This window comes from Halobacillus sp. BAB-2008 (genome assembly GCF_000328325.1).
Lineage (GTDB): Bacteria > Bacillota > Bacilli > Bacillales > Halobacillaceae > Halobacillus.
Genome location: NZ_ANPF01000028.1, coordinates 1 through 14,911 on the forward strand (window position 1 = coordinate 1; position 14,911 = coordinate 14,911).

13 protein-coding genes are annotated in these 14,911 nt (G+C 44.9%); 7 read left to right on the top strand and 6 right to left on the bottom strand.

Going from position 1 to position 14,911, the window contains the following annotated elements:
- Positions 1–29 precede the first annotated feature (29 nt).
- Both D479_RS07710 and D479_RS07715 read right to left on the bottom strand, forming a co-directional pair.
- Positions 30–2,486: a glycoside hydrolase family 13 protein gene (locus D479_RS07710; protein WP_008635511.1), complete on the bottom strand. Its 2,457-nt coding sequence runs from the start codon at positions 2,484–2,486 to the stop codon at positions 30–32.
- 129 nt (positions 2,487–2,615) lie between these two features.
- Positions 2,616–3,206, bottom strand: a complete 591-nt coding sequence (locus D479_RS07715) for a YdcF family protein (protein WP_039871100.1) — start codon at positions 3,204–3,206, stop codon at positions 2,616–2,618.
- 223 nt (positions 3,207–3,429) lie between these two features.
- Here D479_RS07715 and D479_RS07720 point away from each other — a divergent pair, with 223 nt between their 5' ends.
- Positions 3,430–3,639: a YkvS family protein gene (locus tag D479_RS07720; RefSeq protein ID WP_008635516.1), complete on the top strand. Its 210-nt coding sequence runs from the start codon at positions 3,430–3,432 to the stop codon at positions 3,637–3,639.
- A gap of 210 nt (positions 3,640–3,849) precedes the next feature.
- Positions 3,850–4,113, top strand: coding sequence for a hypothetical protein (locus tag D479_RS07725; RefSeq protein ID WP_008635517.1), 264 nt, complete (start codon positions 3,850–3,852; stop codon positions 4,111–4,113).
- Between the two features lie 101 nt (positions 4,114–4,214).
- On the opposite strand, the gene D479_RS07730 is transcribed toward D479_RS07725, so the two are convergent.
- Positions 4,215–5,336, bottom strand: a complete 1,122-nt coding sequence (locus D479_RS07730; protein WP_026578196.1) for an LCP family protein — start codon at positions 5,334–5,336, stop codon at positions 4,215–4,217.
- A gap of 197 nt (positions 5,337–5,533) precedes the next feature.
- Positions 5,534–6,997 (bottom strand): APC family permease, encoded by a 1,464-nt coding sequence (locus D479_RS07735; protein WP_008635522.1) that lies wholly within the window; start codon positions 6,995–6,997, stop codon positions 5,534–5,536.
- 354 nt (positions 6,998–7,351) lie between these two features.
- Between D479_RS07735 and D479_RS07740 the strand changes: the two genes are divergently transcribed.
- Complete coding sequence (locus D479_RS07740) at positions 7,352–8,395, top strand: MraY family glycosyltransferase (protein WP_008635524.1); 1,044 nt, start codon at positions 7,352–7,354, stop codon at positions 8,393–8,395.
- Between the two features lie 79 nt (positions 8,396–8,474).
- Here D479_RS07740 and D479_RS07745 read toward each other — a convergent pair whose 3' ends face one another.
- Together D479_RS07745 and D479_RS07750 are read right to left on the bottom strand one after the other, a co-directional pair.
- Positions 8,475–9,488 (bottom strand): LCP family protein, encoded by a 1,014-nt coding sequence (locus tag D479_RS07745; protein ID WP_008635527.1) that lies wholly within the window; start codon positions 9,486–9,488, stop codon positions 8,475–8,477.
- Positions 9,489–9,505: 17 nt separating this feature from the next.
- The gene (locus D479_RS07750) at positions 9,506–10,147 is read right to left on the bottom strand and encodes a YigZ family protein (protein ID WP_008635529.1); all 642 of its coding nucleotides are present in this window, start codon (positions 10,145–10,147) and stop codon (positions 9,506–9,508) included.
- 189 nt (positions 10,148–10,336) lie between these two features.
- Between D479_RS07750 and D479_RS07755 the strand changes: the two genes are divergently transcribed.
- The 4 genes from D479_RS07755 to D479_RS07770 all read left to right on the top strand — a co-directional run bounded on the left by D479_RS07755 (position 10,337) and on the right by D479_RS07770 (position 14,825).
- Entirely contained in the window at positions 10,337–11,476 is a 1,140-nt protein-coding gene (locus D479_RS07755) for a sensor histidine kinase (RefSeq protein ID WP_008635532.1), read from the top strand.
- A gap of 164 nt (positions 11,477–11,640) precedes the next feature.
- On the top strand, positions 11,641–12,318 hold the full coding sequence (locus D479_RS07760) for a response regulator transcription factor (RefSeq protein WP_008635534.1): 678 nt from the start codon (positions 11,641–11,643) through the stop codon (positions 12,316–12,318).
- A 209-nt stretch (positions 12,319–12,527) separates the two neighbouring features.
- On the top strand, positions 12,528–13,373 hold the full coding sequence (locus tag D479_RS07765) for a DegV family protein (protein ID WP_008635536.1): 846 nt from the start codon (positions 12,528–12,530) through the stop codon (positions 13,371–13,373).
- A 336-nt stretch (positions 13,374–13,709) separates the two neighbouring features.
- Positions 13,710–14,825 (top strand): DNA/RNA helicase, encoded by a 1,116-nt coding sequence (locus D479_RS07770; RefSeq protein ID WP_035388326.1) that lies wholly within the window; start codon positions 13,710–13,712, stop codon positions 14,823–14,825.
- Positions 14,826–14,911: the final 86 nt, after the last annotated feature.

Consider the following 14,911-nt stretch of genomic DNA (forward strand, 5'->3'; position numbering starts at 1 on the left):
CCCCTCCATCTATACGGAGGCTCACTTATTTATCTCAGTTTACCTTTGACTTCATAGGCGGATACTGTTTTTGCTTCACTTTCAATCATCAATTTCCCTTTATGACTCTTGTATTTATCCTTGTCCAACAGTGATTGGAGCTGCACACGATTAGGGGTACGCTGATTGTATAATTCAAAAGCGTCCAGGCGTCGATTCTCTGTTCCCTGGTTAACGACGACTAATACATGATTTTTACGTGTTTTCCTTTCAAAAACAAGGACGTCTTCATCAGAGTAAACAATCCTGAAATCGCCGTGGGTGAGCGCCTGCTCCTTCGTGCGGATATCAATCAACTTCTTGTAATGATTTTTGATTTCCCTGTTTTGTTCCTGCTTATTCCAGGGCATAAATTCGCGGTAATAGCGGTCCTTCCATTCTTCTACAGCATTGTGGTCACCGCTTTGGGACAGCCCTACTTCATCACCGTAATAAATGATCGGTGCTCCCGGAAGCAGGAATTGAAGAGTGGCCGCGTTTTTCATGGTCGTTTCATTTTCCTTCGCTTCATAGAAGAAGCGAGGCATATCGTGGCTGTCAAGGAACGTAGCAGCGACGAATTCCTCGGCATACCCGTTTTGGATGGTTTCAAGCGAAGCAGCCAGTTCGTTCATCGATTTTCCTTGAATAAATGCGCCGTGAAGAGCGGTTTGCGTTTCGAAATCAATAGCGCCGTCAAGCTTCCCGGTGTAGGAAGTGATCGTATCCAAGTCATCCCATACCTCTCCGAAAATGAATGCGTTGGAATCAATCGACTTTACTTTATGTCGAAAGTCGACCCAGAAGCTCTGGCTCGGTCCTTTGGCATAATCAAGACGAAAGCCGTCGACACCGATGTCTTCCATCCAGAATGGAACGACTTCATTCAGCATGTAGTCCCTCGTGTCCGGATTGTCATTGTTCAGCTCCGGAAGCTCTTTGACACTGTAGAAAGTATCGTATTCGTCCGGCCATTTGGTAAACGTGTACCAGTCATAGTATTTACTGTCTGTTCCTTTGGAAAGAGCATCTTGGAAAAAGTCATGCTGGTTCGATGTGTGGTTGGGAACGAGATCATAGATGACTTTCATATCCCGTTTGTGCGCTTTTTTGACCAGTTCTTTCATCAGCTGATTGCTGCCGAACCTGGGATCAACTTTCATGAAATCGGTTGGATGATAGCCGTGGGAATAAGGCCCTTCATAGATCGGTGAGATCCATAACGTATTGACACCCAGTTCCTCGATGTAATCCAGCTTATCGATCACTCCCTGAAGGTCTCCTCCCATCCAGCCTTTCAGCTGTTCGTCTTTCGGAAGGTCAGGCTGAACAGAGGTGTTGTTCCTTACATCTCCGTCCCGGAAACGGTCGACGAATACTTGATAGATGACTGCTTCTTTTGCCCATTTCGGCGATTTATAGTCATCGACATAGTAAGCGAACTCCGTTGCTTCCTCAGATGTCAACGCGTTATTATCAGCAAACTGGGACCCTTCAGATGACTTGTTCCACACATCTATCTTATATTTGACGCGGGTCTTGTTCTTTTGAGCAGGAATGGTGCCTTCCAATATGGACGTCTGTAAACCGTCCGGGGCAGTAGATGTCTCTTGAACAGTAAGGAAGGACGTCCTGCCTTGAACAACTGTTCCGCGTTTTCCATCTGGAATCGATCCGTCTGTCGTGTAGTAGACCGCGCCCGCGTCAATTGGGCCGAAATGCTGGACCTCTACTTCTACCTGGACGACGTCTTTTTTATTAGGAGTGTAAGGGGCGTGATTAAAATCATGACGCACAGATTGGGCGACTGGAATTGTCAACCATTTGTCGACTTTATCGTACACGTTGTCGCCGTCTTCACGCAGCGTTACGGTCCGCGGATCTGTCCGATCTTCCTTATAAGCTTCACCTGAAAGGCTGTAGAAGTAGGTAAGCCTCTCGGAAGCATCCCCGACAACGCGGAGGGTGTAGATGCCGTCTCCTGTTTTCTCCATCGGGCTGACGGTGTAATTGAAACCGTTTTTGCTTGATGCGACAGTCGGGATTGCCCAGTCCGGTGTCTCTTCAGGCACAGACAAATTCAACGTGACACTGCCGCTGTGGGTATCCGCTAAGCGGATATCAACGGTCCTTTCTTTGTCCGGATGGAAGGTGAAGATATATTTCCCATCTTGAGAAGGAATGAACGTCAAGTTCGATCCTTCCATCCACTTGCCGTCATAGACGAACTTATATTCCACGAGTTTTCCACCCTTTAGTTCCACAGGTGCACTTTCCCAAAGCTGCTTCTCTGCATCATAAGCAAGTGGATGATTATCCGACCCCCAATCCAATGACTCCGCACTGCCGCGAAGAACTACCTTGTCATATGTAGTCTCCGCCGCATCCGCTTTCTGTGCAAACGGTTGCGCAAAAAGCAAAAACAAAAGTGCTATCCCTACGAATGAAATAATCGACCACTTTTTCATTTTCTGCATTCCCCCTTATAATAATGAAATCGCTTTCATAATATAAAATAAAGCTTCGAATGTCTATGGGACTAATCTAGTGATTTCCAGAAAAAAGAAAAGGCAGAGGGGACTCTGCCCTCTACCCGATTAATAAGTCAGCAGTCTGACGGAATAGGCGATATACTTCACATACTCACTGAACGTCATTTTTTGTTCCCGCTCATTCAATCCGTCACTTGCGTCGAAAAAGGAGGGAGCGAAAGCATAGGAAAGTTCGATGGAATCTTCATAGATCTTATCAAAGGTCATCTTCGTCCTCCGGGAATGGTAATCGCTTGTTACCACAATTGCTGAAGTGAAGTCGTATTTGAACATGATTTCTTCGGATAATACAGCATTATCCAAGGTGCTCTCGGCCTTCGTTTCTTCAATAATCGCGTCCGATGGAACACCCAGGTTCTCTGCGTCCTCTCGTGTTACGCCCTTCTCTGTAGAATTTGTGAGAATGATAGAATCGGCAAGTCCTTGATTGAAAAGATCGACGGCATAAGGGAGACGGTTGGATTCGCCGCTCAAAACAATGAGAGCATCTGCCGGCTGCACGTCTTCTGAATCCTCTATGAACAAAAAGCCACTCCCTAAGTTGTAGAGTATGATGATTCCGGTAATGAATAATACAAAGGTAATTGCGAAGATACTTAGAATAACTTTCTTGACTCTCGGCAAAGGTGTGTGCACCATAGACTTCCTTTCTATGTAACGGGAAATTATAGAATATTTTACCACATGTTTTGACATAATTGTTAGGAGGGTATAACAGTTTAAGTCTGGTTCGACTTGTTTTTTTTTATGGAATCGAGTAATATATCCTGTAAAACATTTTATTTGAATTGTTTGTCAATTAGATGTAAAATGAATTCAACTTTGTTGAAAATATGAATATGAGAAAGGGTAGAGAAAGATGATAAAGCCTGATGATCGCATTGCAACACCCGGTCAAATAGTAACGTTTGAAAGAAACGATATTGTTTTTAAAGGAAGAGTAATCCCCAGTCAATGCCAACAGTCTGTCATCGTCGACCTGACCATCATGGACAATTTAGCAGAGATTGACTTTGAGTATGACAGAACTGTAGTGGCTCATACCAATTACCGCATTATAGAAGAATAGTGTTGAACCTCCTCTTATATAGGGGAGGTATTTTTATGTAGCAACGCTTTATATCGTAATATATACGACGAGTCAATATGATAATTTTTCCTCTACTTTATTTTATAGGAAAAAATCCTGTGTTCATCTTCCGTTTTTTTTATTACTATTAAAAGGAGGGGGACGTACTGGGGGATTCGTGAAAAAATGAGCATGAGAGGATGAAGTGGTTTGGCGCATTTGACTAAATTACTTTTGGATCAGGATGAACTATCGATCACCGGGCGCTATAGTGTGCGTATCGATAAGACAATTGTCATTGAGCCTCTTCGGCACCTGACGGAAGACACCTTCCGTAATTTGCTTAGAAGTAAAGCAATTGTGAAGCGGATCGGAATTCGCAGACAGGAAGATGAGAGCTTCCTGACGTTCGATGGACCGTACTCTTTCCGCAGGGTGAACGGTATCTTGATCTTCCAGCGTACGGCAATATAATCCATACATAACATCTTTAGAACTTCCAAACAGGAGTGGGGAGTTCTTTTTGATTGGTATGATGAAAAAAAGCGCCCGCATTATTTGCGGGCGCTGCTTCGTTATTGGGAATAATAGTTGTCTTCTTCATACTGCGAGTCCGATGAGTTGTATTCATTGGACTGGTTATAGCCACTGTCGGTTTCTTCGTAACTAGATTCATTCGTCTGGCCATTTTCTTGTTCAGCTGGTGGATCGAGATTCAGAGCATCTCTCAATTTCGTTTGAACATCAAAGAGACTCTCCTCATCAGGAGTGAAGTAATACAGTCCATCCTGCAACCGTTCATTGACACCTTCAATTTCAAATGTCTTCGCATTAGACTCGGAAGAGAAGGCTTTCTGAATCGCGTAAATTTCACGTGGACTCAAATTCGTTTGAATGTTCTTCCCTAAAATATCAGTAATTTCTCCAACTTTAAAGATGGTACCGGCTGAGATAGCCTCGTCCATGGCGGCCTTGATGAATTGTCTCTGTCTTTCATCCCGTGGATAGTTGACGGCGGCTGCCTGTTTTCTCATCCGAACAAAGGCGAGGGCTTCTTCTCCATCCATCTTTTGTGGTCCTGCTTCAAATTCAATTCGTTTATCATGATCGAGGTGGCTCCGTTCCCAGAACCCTTCTTTGACATCAACCGTTACTCCTCCAAGTGCATCAACAATTTCAGTGAACCCTTGGAAGTTTACGGTGACATATTTATCTATAGGAATGCCTAGCTCATCTTCAATCGTTTCAACCGCTAAGCGTTCGGCCCCGTATCCGGAAAGTTCCCCGATTGAATAGGATGCGTTTAATTTATGGTAGCCGGCATACTCTTCCCCGACTTTGGATGCAGGTAGTTCAATCTGCGTATCCCGCGGTACAGATGTCATCGTCACTTCATTCGTTTTTGGATCGAGTGTCATGACAATTTGGGTATCCGCCCGCCCGGCTTGTCCGTTTGTGGAGTAATCTTCTACTCCAAGGAGCAGAATAGATATTGGATCATCCCCGATATCTACGGCTTCTTCCCGCAGATCAGACTTCTCGCCGCGATCTAACCCTTCAAAAGATGCTGTATAAACTTGGGAAACGTAATAAAAGCCGCTCCCCACTAATAGTCCAAGTAATAACAGGACGAACACGAGCCTTCTTATCTTTTTCTTTCGGCTGCGCCTTCGAACGCGTACAATTCGTTTAGCCAATGGTTACACCTCAATTCTTAACCTCTCGATGTTCTATTCTATCACAATTGTCGATAATGGAAGAACAAGTTACACAGGTGTATAGATTTGTAATTTATTTGTCATATTATCCCGAATTCTGAAACTTTCACGTTGTTTTTCCGTCTAAATCTATAACAAAAGCAAAGAACCTTCCTGTTATAAGGAAGGTTCTTTTATTAATCGATTTCTTCTTTTTCAAAAATGAGGTAGTTCATTTCTTTGCGGCTGATGCTGTTGTAACGTTTAGCATTAAAGAGATAAAAGGCGAGTCCGATCATAATCCAAACACCGAGAGCGATGTAGGATTCCCTTCCTAGTGCTGCGGGAGACCATGGCAGCAGGAGCAAGGCGAGGAACCCGATGGAGCTGATTATTCCGATCAAGGACAATGCTTTCCTTCCGGGGGCAACGGTTTTAGGGAAGCTCCCGTGTTTATCTTGTTCCGACCAAGCCAAAAATTTATAAGCTGCAGCGGTACAGAAGAAATATGCGACAGCTACACCAGTCGAAGACATGTCTACGACCCACAGCAATGCCTCTCTGCCGAACCACGGGGCAAACAGACAAAAGAACATCGTAAATAGGATGCCGATGTATGGCGTATTATATTTCGGATGAAGGCGCCGGAAAGCATCTGGGAGAATTCGGGCGCGGCTCATAGCAAACGTCAGTCTGCTTGACGAAATGTAAAAACCGTTCAATCCAGTAAATATTCCCATACAGACAGCCAGGGCAATAATGAAGACACCGGCTCTTCCAAGGTAACTTTCAATCGCATCTCCTGTCCCCCATACCGATCCCGTGTCTTGTATATAGGTAAGAAGTTCCTGCCATGGCATGGAGCTCGCTGTCACCCAGATCATTATACTGTAAGCGAGTCCGGCTGCGAGAAGAGACCAGATAATCAATCCGAAGGCTTTCTTCGGCTCGAATTCGAACTCTTCTGCTGCCTGGGGGATATTATCAAATCCTACATAAGCAAAAGGAGCCAGGGCTAATATTGTTAAAATGGAACCAATTGGTGTCTTATCAGGCGAGAATCCAGGAGACATATTGGTAAGGCTCGGGCCCTCCGTCAGGATTGCTCCGATCGCGAGCAGCACAATTCCGGCAATGAGCAGCATGCTGAAAAAGAATTGTGTACGCCCGGAAAAGCTCGCTCCACGGATGTTTAATAATGCGAATACAATAAGAGCGATACTGGCAATAGCAATTTGAATGATGGATACGTCATAGCCCGCCACTGTGTATAGGTTTCCGGTATGGACGAATTCCGGAAAAAGAAATTTAGCGAGCAGAGCCAGCGCTGATGCATTCAATGCAACGATACAAATATAACCAAGTGTTAAAAACCAGCCGGCGAAAAAAGCAACCTTTCGACCGAATCCTATATAGGCATAGGCGAATTCCCCTCCGGTTACGGGGAATTTCTCAATCAGAAACCCGTAGCTGACGCCGATAATCATCATCAGGACAGCTCCAAGAAGAATACCGATCGTCACGCCCATAGGCCCTGCTTGATTAATCCAATCGGTAGGCAGCACAAATGCTCCCCAGCCAATGGCGGAACCAAAGGCAATAGCCCAGACCCAGTGAGGCTTAAGGGATTTTTCTAATTTTTTTCTTTCTGACGTAGTCATGGTGTCATAATCCTCCTAAAGATTTAAAAACATACTTTCCGAGCTTATAGAGTATAAAAAACTGGTGCAAACAAAACGAATTCAAACGAAAACATTCAGAATTTAAATATAAATGTGAGAGGATTAGAAGGGTGATAAAAAGGGGATAAGCCAGATGTGGAAAACCATTTGCCATTTTTAGTAAATGGGTGGCGGAATTTTAAAGAAATTGTTATGTTTGACATGAAATTGTTGTGCTATAATTCTTATGGTTAATATGTCGTGGACAAAGGGTTCTTATTCGAATCCATTTGGAAAAATATTAAAGCTTACGACATACAGGGAGAGGACATAATAAACCGGAGGAGGGTCTTTATGGAATACAAGGCCTTGCTGTTTTGCTTGATTGCATCTGTGCTCATCACACCGCTCGTCAAGAAAATGGCATTGAAGATAGGTGCTACAGATAAACCGAACCATCGAAAAGTACACAAAAATGTAATGCCGCGGCTTGGCGGCTTAGCTATTTTTCTCAGCTTTGCATTGGGGATAATTTTCTTCTTTCCGGAAAGCTCCTACACTTGGCCGGTGCTGATCGGTGCGACAGTGATTATTATTACTGGTGTCGTTGATGATATGCGAGAGCTTTCGGCTAAAGTAAAGCTTGCCGGACAGCTTCTTGCAGCTGCGATTGTTGTTATCGGCGGCGTTCAGGTCGAGTTCATCAATTTACCTTTCGGAGGCCAGCTTGATTTTGGATATTTGAGTATACCGATTACTATTTTATGGATTGTGGGCATTACTAACGCCATCAATCTCATAGACGGCTTGGACGGCTTAGCCGCAGGTGTTTCAGCTATTGCCTTACTGACGATTTCCGGTATCGCCATCACGATGGGGAACGTATTCGTTGTTTTTGCCGGTCTGATGATGCTTGGAAGTACACTTGGCTTCCTTGTCTATAACTTTTACCCGGCTAAGATCTTCATGGGCGACACAGGAGCACTTTTCCTCGGGTTTATGATTAGTGTGTTGTCTTTACTCGGCTTTAAGAACGTCACGTTGTTTTCCTTCATTATTCCAGTCATCATTCTCGGTGTACCGATATCTGATACGCTGTTTGCAATTGTACGTCGAATTATTCAGCGAAAGCCGCTTTCGGCACCTGACAAATCTCACCTGCACCACTGCCTCCTTAATTTGGGGTATAGTCATCCCGAAACGGTATTGATGATTTATGCAGTCAGTGCTTTGTTCAGTCTTGCGGCAGTTATCTTCTCCCAGGCAACGATCCTTGGAGCCATGGCTGTTATTCTGGCACTCATTATTATGATTGAACTGATTGTCGAAGTTACAGGATTAATTGGAAAAGAATACAGACCAATTCTGAACATGATACGTGATCGAAATCGAAGATAAAAAGAAGGTGCGCCGGCTAATGCCGGGCACCTTCTTTTTATTATATCTTATTGCCTGGGAAATAATTTCTGCAAATACTTCATTCATTCGGCATGGCTTGCTCTTCTCCAGAAGACGGACTGAGTTCCGGCTCGTCCGTTTCTACAAATGGTTGATCCATGTCGAGATGTGTTTTTAATGAACCAATCGTTGTCGTCAGGCTCTCCTGGTCGACTTGATAATACCATCCACCATTTATATACATGCCTTCTCCATCCAACTGGAGTTTATCGAAATCAAGTCCGTCCTTTTGTAACAGATAGTCTTTAAAGGATATCATTTCATCAAAGGTCAAGTTCGTCTTCATATTCTCACTGACTGAAGTGAGGATGCTGTCCATATTGTTCAGGGAACGGGTAGAAATTGTTTCACTGATGATCTCCTGGATAATGTCCATCTGCCGCTGTCCTCGTGCAAGATCGCTGTCGTATTTGCGTGTCCTAGCCAAGGCAAGGGCTTCCTCTCCATTCAAGAGTTGAACCCCTTCCTCCAGTTTAATGACACCTGCTTCCCGGGAGCTGTCCTGTTCTGTCATATCGAATGGGACGTCATAGGTAATGCCTCCGATAGCGTCGACGATGTCAACGAAAGATTGGAAATCGAGCCGGACATAATAATCGACAGGAACATCCAGCATTTGCTCCACGGTTTCTACTGTTGCATCCACTCCGCCGAACGCATGGGCGTGGGTGATTTTATCCTGATAGCCGACCTCTGGAATGTAGGTATAAGAATCCCTTGGGATATTGACCATCTTTATGGATTTGTTTTCATCATTGAATGTTGCGAGGACAAGAGCATCAGAGCGTGAGGGTGCCTCGGCTGCAGTTTCATCTACCCCGACGAAAAGGACGGAAATGTGGTCGGACCCCGGGTTTACAGCTTTCGTTCTTTTTTCTGATTTATCTCCCCGGTCTAATTCCTGGTGGGACTCCGTGGCAGTCTGTTTGACCTGATCGGTTAAATAAAGAGCGTATCCACCGGCAGCGCCGATGGCGATCAGCAATACGAAAAATAGAGACAAAAGGAAAATTCTTGTTTTTTTCCTTTTCATATCATAGACGGGCTCCTTTACTCGGGTTTGACATCCTTTTCTACATAAGAAGTTGTACCCTCATGGATTTCAGCCTGTGCGCTTGTCAAATCGGTCATCCATGAGATGAATGCTTCTTCTTCTCCACTTACTACATATACTATCAATTCCACATTTTCGAGATAATTAACCGTTTCGAGTGTATATTTGGAATTCCTTACTTCGTTTTCCACTTTTCCAAGTAAGTGATATTCCACTTTTACCTTTATTTCTTTCATTAACTGCCTCTTCACTACACCGGTCGTATTGATGGCAGCAGAGGCCGTAGAGGAATAGGCGCGAATGAGACCGCCCGCTCCGAGTTTGATACCACCGAAGTAACGGGTGACGACAACGGCTGTATCTTTAAGCCCCTTTTTCTTAAGTACTTCAAGCATCGGCACCCCTGCTGTGCCGCTTGGCTCTCCGTCATCGTTGGCTTTTTGTATCAAATCATGTTCTCCAATCATATAGGCGGAGCAGTTATGGGTTGCATCACTGTGTTTTTTCTTGATTTCCTGAATGAATGATTGTGCTTCCTCTTCTGTTTCGCAGCGTTTCACATAGCCGATGAAACGGGATTTTTGAATGACGACTTCTTCTGAACCTTCCGGCTTTACGGTATAATACGTTTCTAACATCGATTAACAAACCTCCTGTATTCAATTATATAGAGGGAAGGAATAATCGGCAATCTCGGGGAACTAATTACATAGGCTGATAAAAGAAGTATTTGCTATATACTTTTTTGTTCATTGTTCAGCGAACACCCCCACAAATGGACATGGGCCATACGAATGATTATGTGAATATTGATGGAGGGACTTGTCATGAGCGAAAGGAAAAATGGGGATATCGCCCTTGACTATATTATTAATGAAATGGTCGAGACGGTCACCAACAGTAAGGATGAGATATTTCAAATTGGTGAAGAATCCCGGAGCGAATTCGAAACACTGAATAAAGAGCTTGCGGAAACAAAGGACCAAGTGCTCACTCTTATTGAGGAGGGAGACATTCTGGACCGAAAAGTACGTTTCTCGCGTATACGCTTATCCGAAGTTAGCAAAGAATTCCAGAAATATTCAGAAGATGAAATCCGTAAAGTGTATGAACAGACGCACGCTTTGCAGATGGATCTATCCATGAAACGAGAAAAAGAGAAACAACTGCGTGAACGCCGGGATGACATAGAAAGAAGGCTGCGCAACCTGGAAGAGACGATTGGGCGGGCGGAGGCCTTGAGTGGAAAGATTTCGGTCGTCCTCAATTATTTGACAGAAGACTTCAAGCATGTGTCCGATGTGCTTGAGACGGCAAAAGAAAAGCAGCAGTTCGGCCTGCAGATCATTGAGGCGCAGGAGGAAGAACGCCGGCGCTTGTCCAGAGAAATCCATGATGGGCCGGCACAGATGCTGGCGAACGTGATGCTGCGGTCCGACCTTGTCGACCGCACATATCGTGAACGGGGCATTGAAGAAGCGATGGCAGAGGTAAAGAGTGTCCGATCTATGGTTCGGTCTGCTCTGTACGAAGTGCGCCGCATTATATACGACCTCCGACCAATGGCGCTTGACGATCTCGGTTTGATTCCTACACTTAAGAAATACCTCACAACGGTCGAAGATTATAATGAAGGAATGGTTTTCTCCTTTACATCTTTCGGTTCTGAGGAGAGGTTGGAGTCCAAGTACGAAGTTGCACTTTTTAGATTAATACAGGAAGCCGTCCAGAATGCCGTTAAGCATGCAGAAGCAAAAGAAGTTAAAGTGAAAATTGAGATTCAGCCCCACGCGGCAACCATCATTGTGAAAGATGATGGGAAAGGCTTCGACCCTTCGGCGAAAAAAGAGAAGTCATTCGGGTTGGTCGGAATGAGGGAACGTGTCGACATGCTCGAGGGGGACCTTCATATCGATTCCAGCCCTGGAGAAGGGACCATTGTCACGATCCATTTACCAATAAATTGATATTCTATACAAAAACTATGTAAATGGACGTGTATCGTTTATAATAGAAATAGGATTAGGGTAGATCGACCAAACACAGATAAAGATAGATGTAGACAGAGAAGGAATAGGTTTCAGGGGAACGTGAAAACCATTCTATGTATAAGAATCAGGAGGAAGTAATCATGACGACCAGAATAGTCCTAATCGACGATCACAAATTATTTCGGGAGGGCGTAAAAAGAATTTTGGATTTTGAATCCAGTTTCGAAGTCGTGGCAGAAGGCGACGATGGAGATACAGCCCTTCAAATCATCGAAGAATACATGCCGGATGTTGTGTTAATGGATATCAACATGCCGAGCATGAACGGAGTCGAGGCGACTGCGGAGATTACAAAGCGTTATCCGGAAATGAAAGTGATCATTCTTTCTATCCATGACGACGAAAACTATGTGACTCATGCGTTGAAAACTGGTGCGCAGGGGTACTTGCTGAAAGAAATGGATTCAGACGCTTTGATTGAAGCAATCAAAGTTGTAGGGGCAGGCGGTTCTTACCTGCATCCGAAAGTGACTCATAATTTAGTTGCGGAATATCGCCGCCTTTCTGAGACGAAAGGAAGCAGCGCATACCGTACGATCGAATACCGTAAGCCACTTCATCTCTTGACCCGTCGCGAGTGTGAAGTGCTTCAGCTTCTTGCCGATGGAAACAGTAACCGAGGTGTAGCAGAGTCTCTGTACATCAGTGAGAAAACCGTTAAAAACCATGTGAGTAATATCCTTCAGAAGATGAATGTCAATGACCGTACGCAGGCTGTTGTTACAGCAATAAAGAATGGATGGGTAGAAGTTATTTAACCCACTCTGACCTTTGGAAACAAGCGGGTCGTTTTTCAGGCATACGAAATGTATACCTGAAAAACGACCCCTTTTTTGTAGATGGGGCCGGTGTTAGTTTTCTGATGCATTGTTACACCCCTTCATGTAAAATAAGAGGAAGAAGAAGCTGGAAGGTTTTCGTGCATAGTTAGAGGAATGTTAAATATTAAAGCAAGGAGTTGAATCGGATGAAAACAGCGGTAATTACGGATAGTACAGCATATTTACCGAAGCAGGTCCGACAGACGAATCATATACATATGGTGCCGTTAAACGTTATTTTTGGAGAAGAATCGTACCAGGAAGAGATCGATATTAAAGCAGATGACTTTTATGACATGGTAAGAGAAGGGGGGAAGCTTCCTAAAACATCCCAACCTGCTATTGGATTGATGACGAAAAAGCTGGAAGACCTTGCGAAAGAGTATGATGCGGTCGTTGCCATCCATCTTTCGAGTGGAATCAGTGGTACATACCAGGCGATGGTGACAGCAGGTGAAATGGTAGAAAACATGGAAGTGTATGTTTTCGACTCAGAGATCAGTTGTCACATGCAGGGCTATTATGCTCTTGAAGCGTCTGAGTTGGCTGCGAATGGTGCGACACCGGGTCAAATTCTGAGTCGCTTGGAAGAAATGAAAGCGAGCATGCGCGCTTATTTCATGGTGGATGATCTCAGCCACCTTCACCGCGGCGGGAGATTGAACGGCGCTCAAGCGTTTGTTGGAAGCCTGCTGCAGGTGAAGCCTGTGCTTCATTTCGTAGATAAGCAAATTGTTCCTTTCGAAAAGATCCGTACAAATAAAAAAGCGATCAAGCGAATTCTCCAACTGTTTGATGAGGACGTCCGCAATGGCGGGAACTACCGTGCTTGTATCATTCATGCCAACCGTCCTGCGGAAGCGGAGCAGATTAAAGAAGAACTGGAGTCTTCCTATGATAATGTGGAAATGTCTGTCAGTTACTTCGGCCCTGTCATCGGTACGCACCTGGGTGAGGGAGCGATCGGTCTGGGTTGGTACCGCCGCTCCTGAGGATAAAGGGAGCCTGTTTGTGAGACTCAAACAGGCTCTAATTATCACATGGAAGGTGAATCAATGGTGAAATTATGGTTGAACAAAAAGAAAGACGATTATTCCTGGCTCCCGCACGATTCCCCCGCTCATACCACTCCGGAACTGGCTGGAAAATTGTTGTTGAAACACGAGCTCCCTTTTGATACACCTCCTCATTATGTTACACCTCTCTCATCTATCGAAATGTCTTGGTCCGGTTACCTTTGTCGGAGGTGCGGCAATTCGTCTCCCCATCTTTTTGGAAACATGCCCCATTGTGGTGATACTTGCACGTACTGCCGTTCGTGCATTCAAATGGGGAGGGTGTTATCCTGTGAACCCCTCTATTACGGAAGTCCTAACGTAACTTGGCCGTTTTTTTCATCCCCCTGCAAATGGACAGGCAGACGCACAGTCTCCCAGGATAATGCTGCCGAAACCATCCGCGATCTCGTTGACCGCGGATCGGGGGAACTGCTGGTTTGGGCCGTTTGTGGAGCGGGGAAAACCGAAATGCTGTTTTCCGGCCTTTCCGCTGCTCTTGAAGCAGGTAAAAGAATCTGCCTTGCCACTCCTAGAACGGATGTTGTACGCGAATTACTTCCACGTCTTCAGCGGGCATTTCCTGATGTTCCAATTCAGGGGTTGTATGGAGAAAGCCCGACCAAAACTAGCGATGCTCCTTTTCTAATAGCAACGACCCACCAACTTTACCGCTTTGCACGTGCTTTCGACTTTTTAATCATTGATGAAGTCGACGCTTTCCCTTACCATAACGATCCGAATCTTCATTACGCTTCCAGACGCGCAGCCAAAACAGATGCTGCTATCGTCTATTTGACAGCTACTCCTCGCAAAGCGGAAAGAAAACGCATTCGCAATAAGTCCCTTCCTGCCGTTTTCATTCCAAAAAGATTCCACGGCCACCCTCTTCCAGTTCCCATATTAAAGCTCCTTTTCCATTTAAATTCCTATTTAAAAAAGGGAATGCTTCCACCGAAAATTTTACAAATGATTGCCGAACAACAGACGTCTTCTCGGCAGCTGCTTCTATTTCTTCCATCTATTAAAAAAGCGGAAGAGGTTGCACGAATGCTTAAACAATTAGGTTATTGTGTGACGGCTGTCCATGCGGATGATCCGGACAGGGCGGCTAAGGTGGACGCATTCCGTGAGAAGAATTACCGGATGCTTGTTACGACGACGATCCTGGAAAGAGGCGTTACTTTCCCTTCGGTTGATGTGTATGTAATTGATGCCGGTCACGCCGTATTTGATGAACCGGCACTCGTACAAATTGCCGGCCGAGCCGGGCGGAGTCCGGAAGACCCGGACGGGGACGTGTACTTTTTTCACGCAGGCAAAACCGACGATATGTTGGATGCGGTAGATTCGATTCTTTATATGAACAAGCTTGGCAGGAAATTATGAAGTGTCTGATCTGTCACGGGGAGATTATTCCGGATGTAACATGGGTTACTTTTTGGAGACTTCCTGATAAGAAACAATGCTGTCGG

Bases quoted from the DNA above. Each gene is read 5' to 3' on its own strand.
- D479_RS07710 (WP_008635511.1), bottom strand. From the start codon at position 2,486: ATGAAAAAGTGGTCGATTATTTCATTCGTAGGGATAGCACTTTTGTTT.
- D479_RS07720 (WP_008635516.1), top strand. From the start codon at position 3,430: ATGATAAAGCCTGATGATCGCATTGCAACACCCGGTCAAATAGTAACG.
- D479_RS07735 (WP_008635522.1), bottom strand. From the start codon at position 6,997: ATGACTACGTCAGAAAGAAAAAAATTAGAAAAATCCCTTAAGCCTCAC.
- D479_RS07740 (WP_008635524.1), top strand. From the start codon at position 7,352: ATGGAATACAAGGCCTTGCTGTTTTGCTTGATTGCATCTGTGCTCATC.
- D479_RS07745 (WP_008635527.1), bottom strand. From the start codon at position 9,488: ATGAAAAGGAAAAAAACAAGAATTTTCCTTTTGTCTCTATTTTTCGTA.
- D479_RS07750 (WP_008635529.1), bottom strand. From the start codon at position 10,147: ATGTTAGAAACGTATTATACCGTAAAGCCGGAAGGTTCAGAAGAAGTC.
- D479_RS07755 (WP_008635532.1), top strand. From the start codon at position 10,337: ATGAGCGAAAGGAAAAATGGGGATATCGCCCTTGACTATATTATTAAT.
- D479_RS07760 (WP_008635534.1), top strand. From the start codon at position 11,641: ATGACGACCAGAATAGTCCTAATCGACGATCACAAATTATTTCGGGAG.
- D479_RS07765 (WP_008635536.1), top strand. From the start codon at position 12,528: ATGAAAACAGCGGTAATTACGGATAGTACAGCATATTTACCGAAGCAG.
- D479_RS07770 (WP_035388326.1), top strand. From the start codon at position 13,710: ATGGGGAGGGTGTTATCCTGTGAACCCCTCTATTACGGAAGTCCTAAC.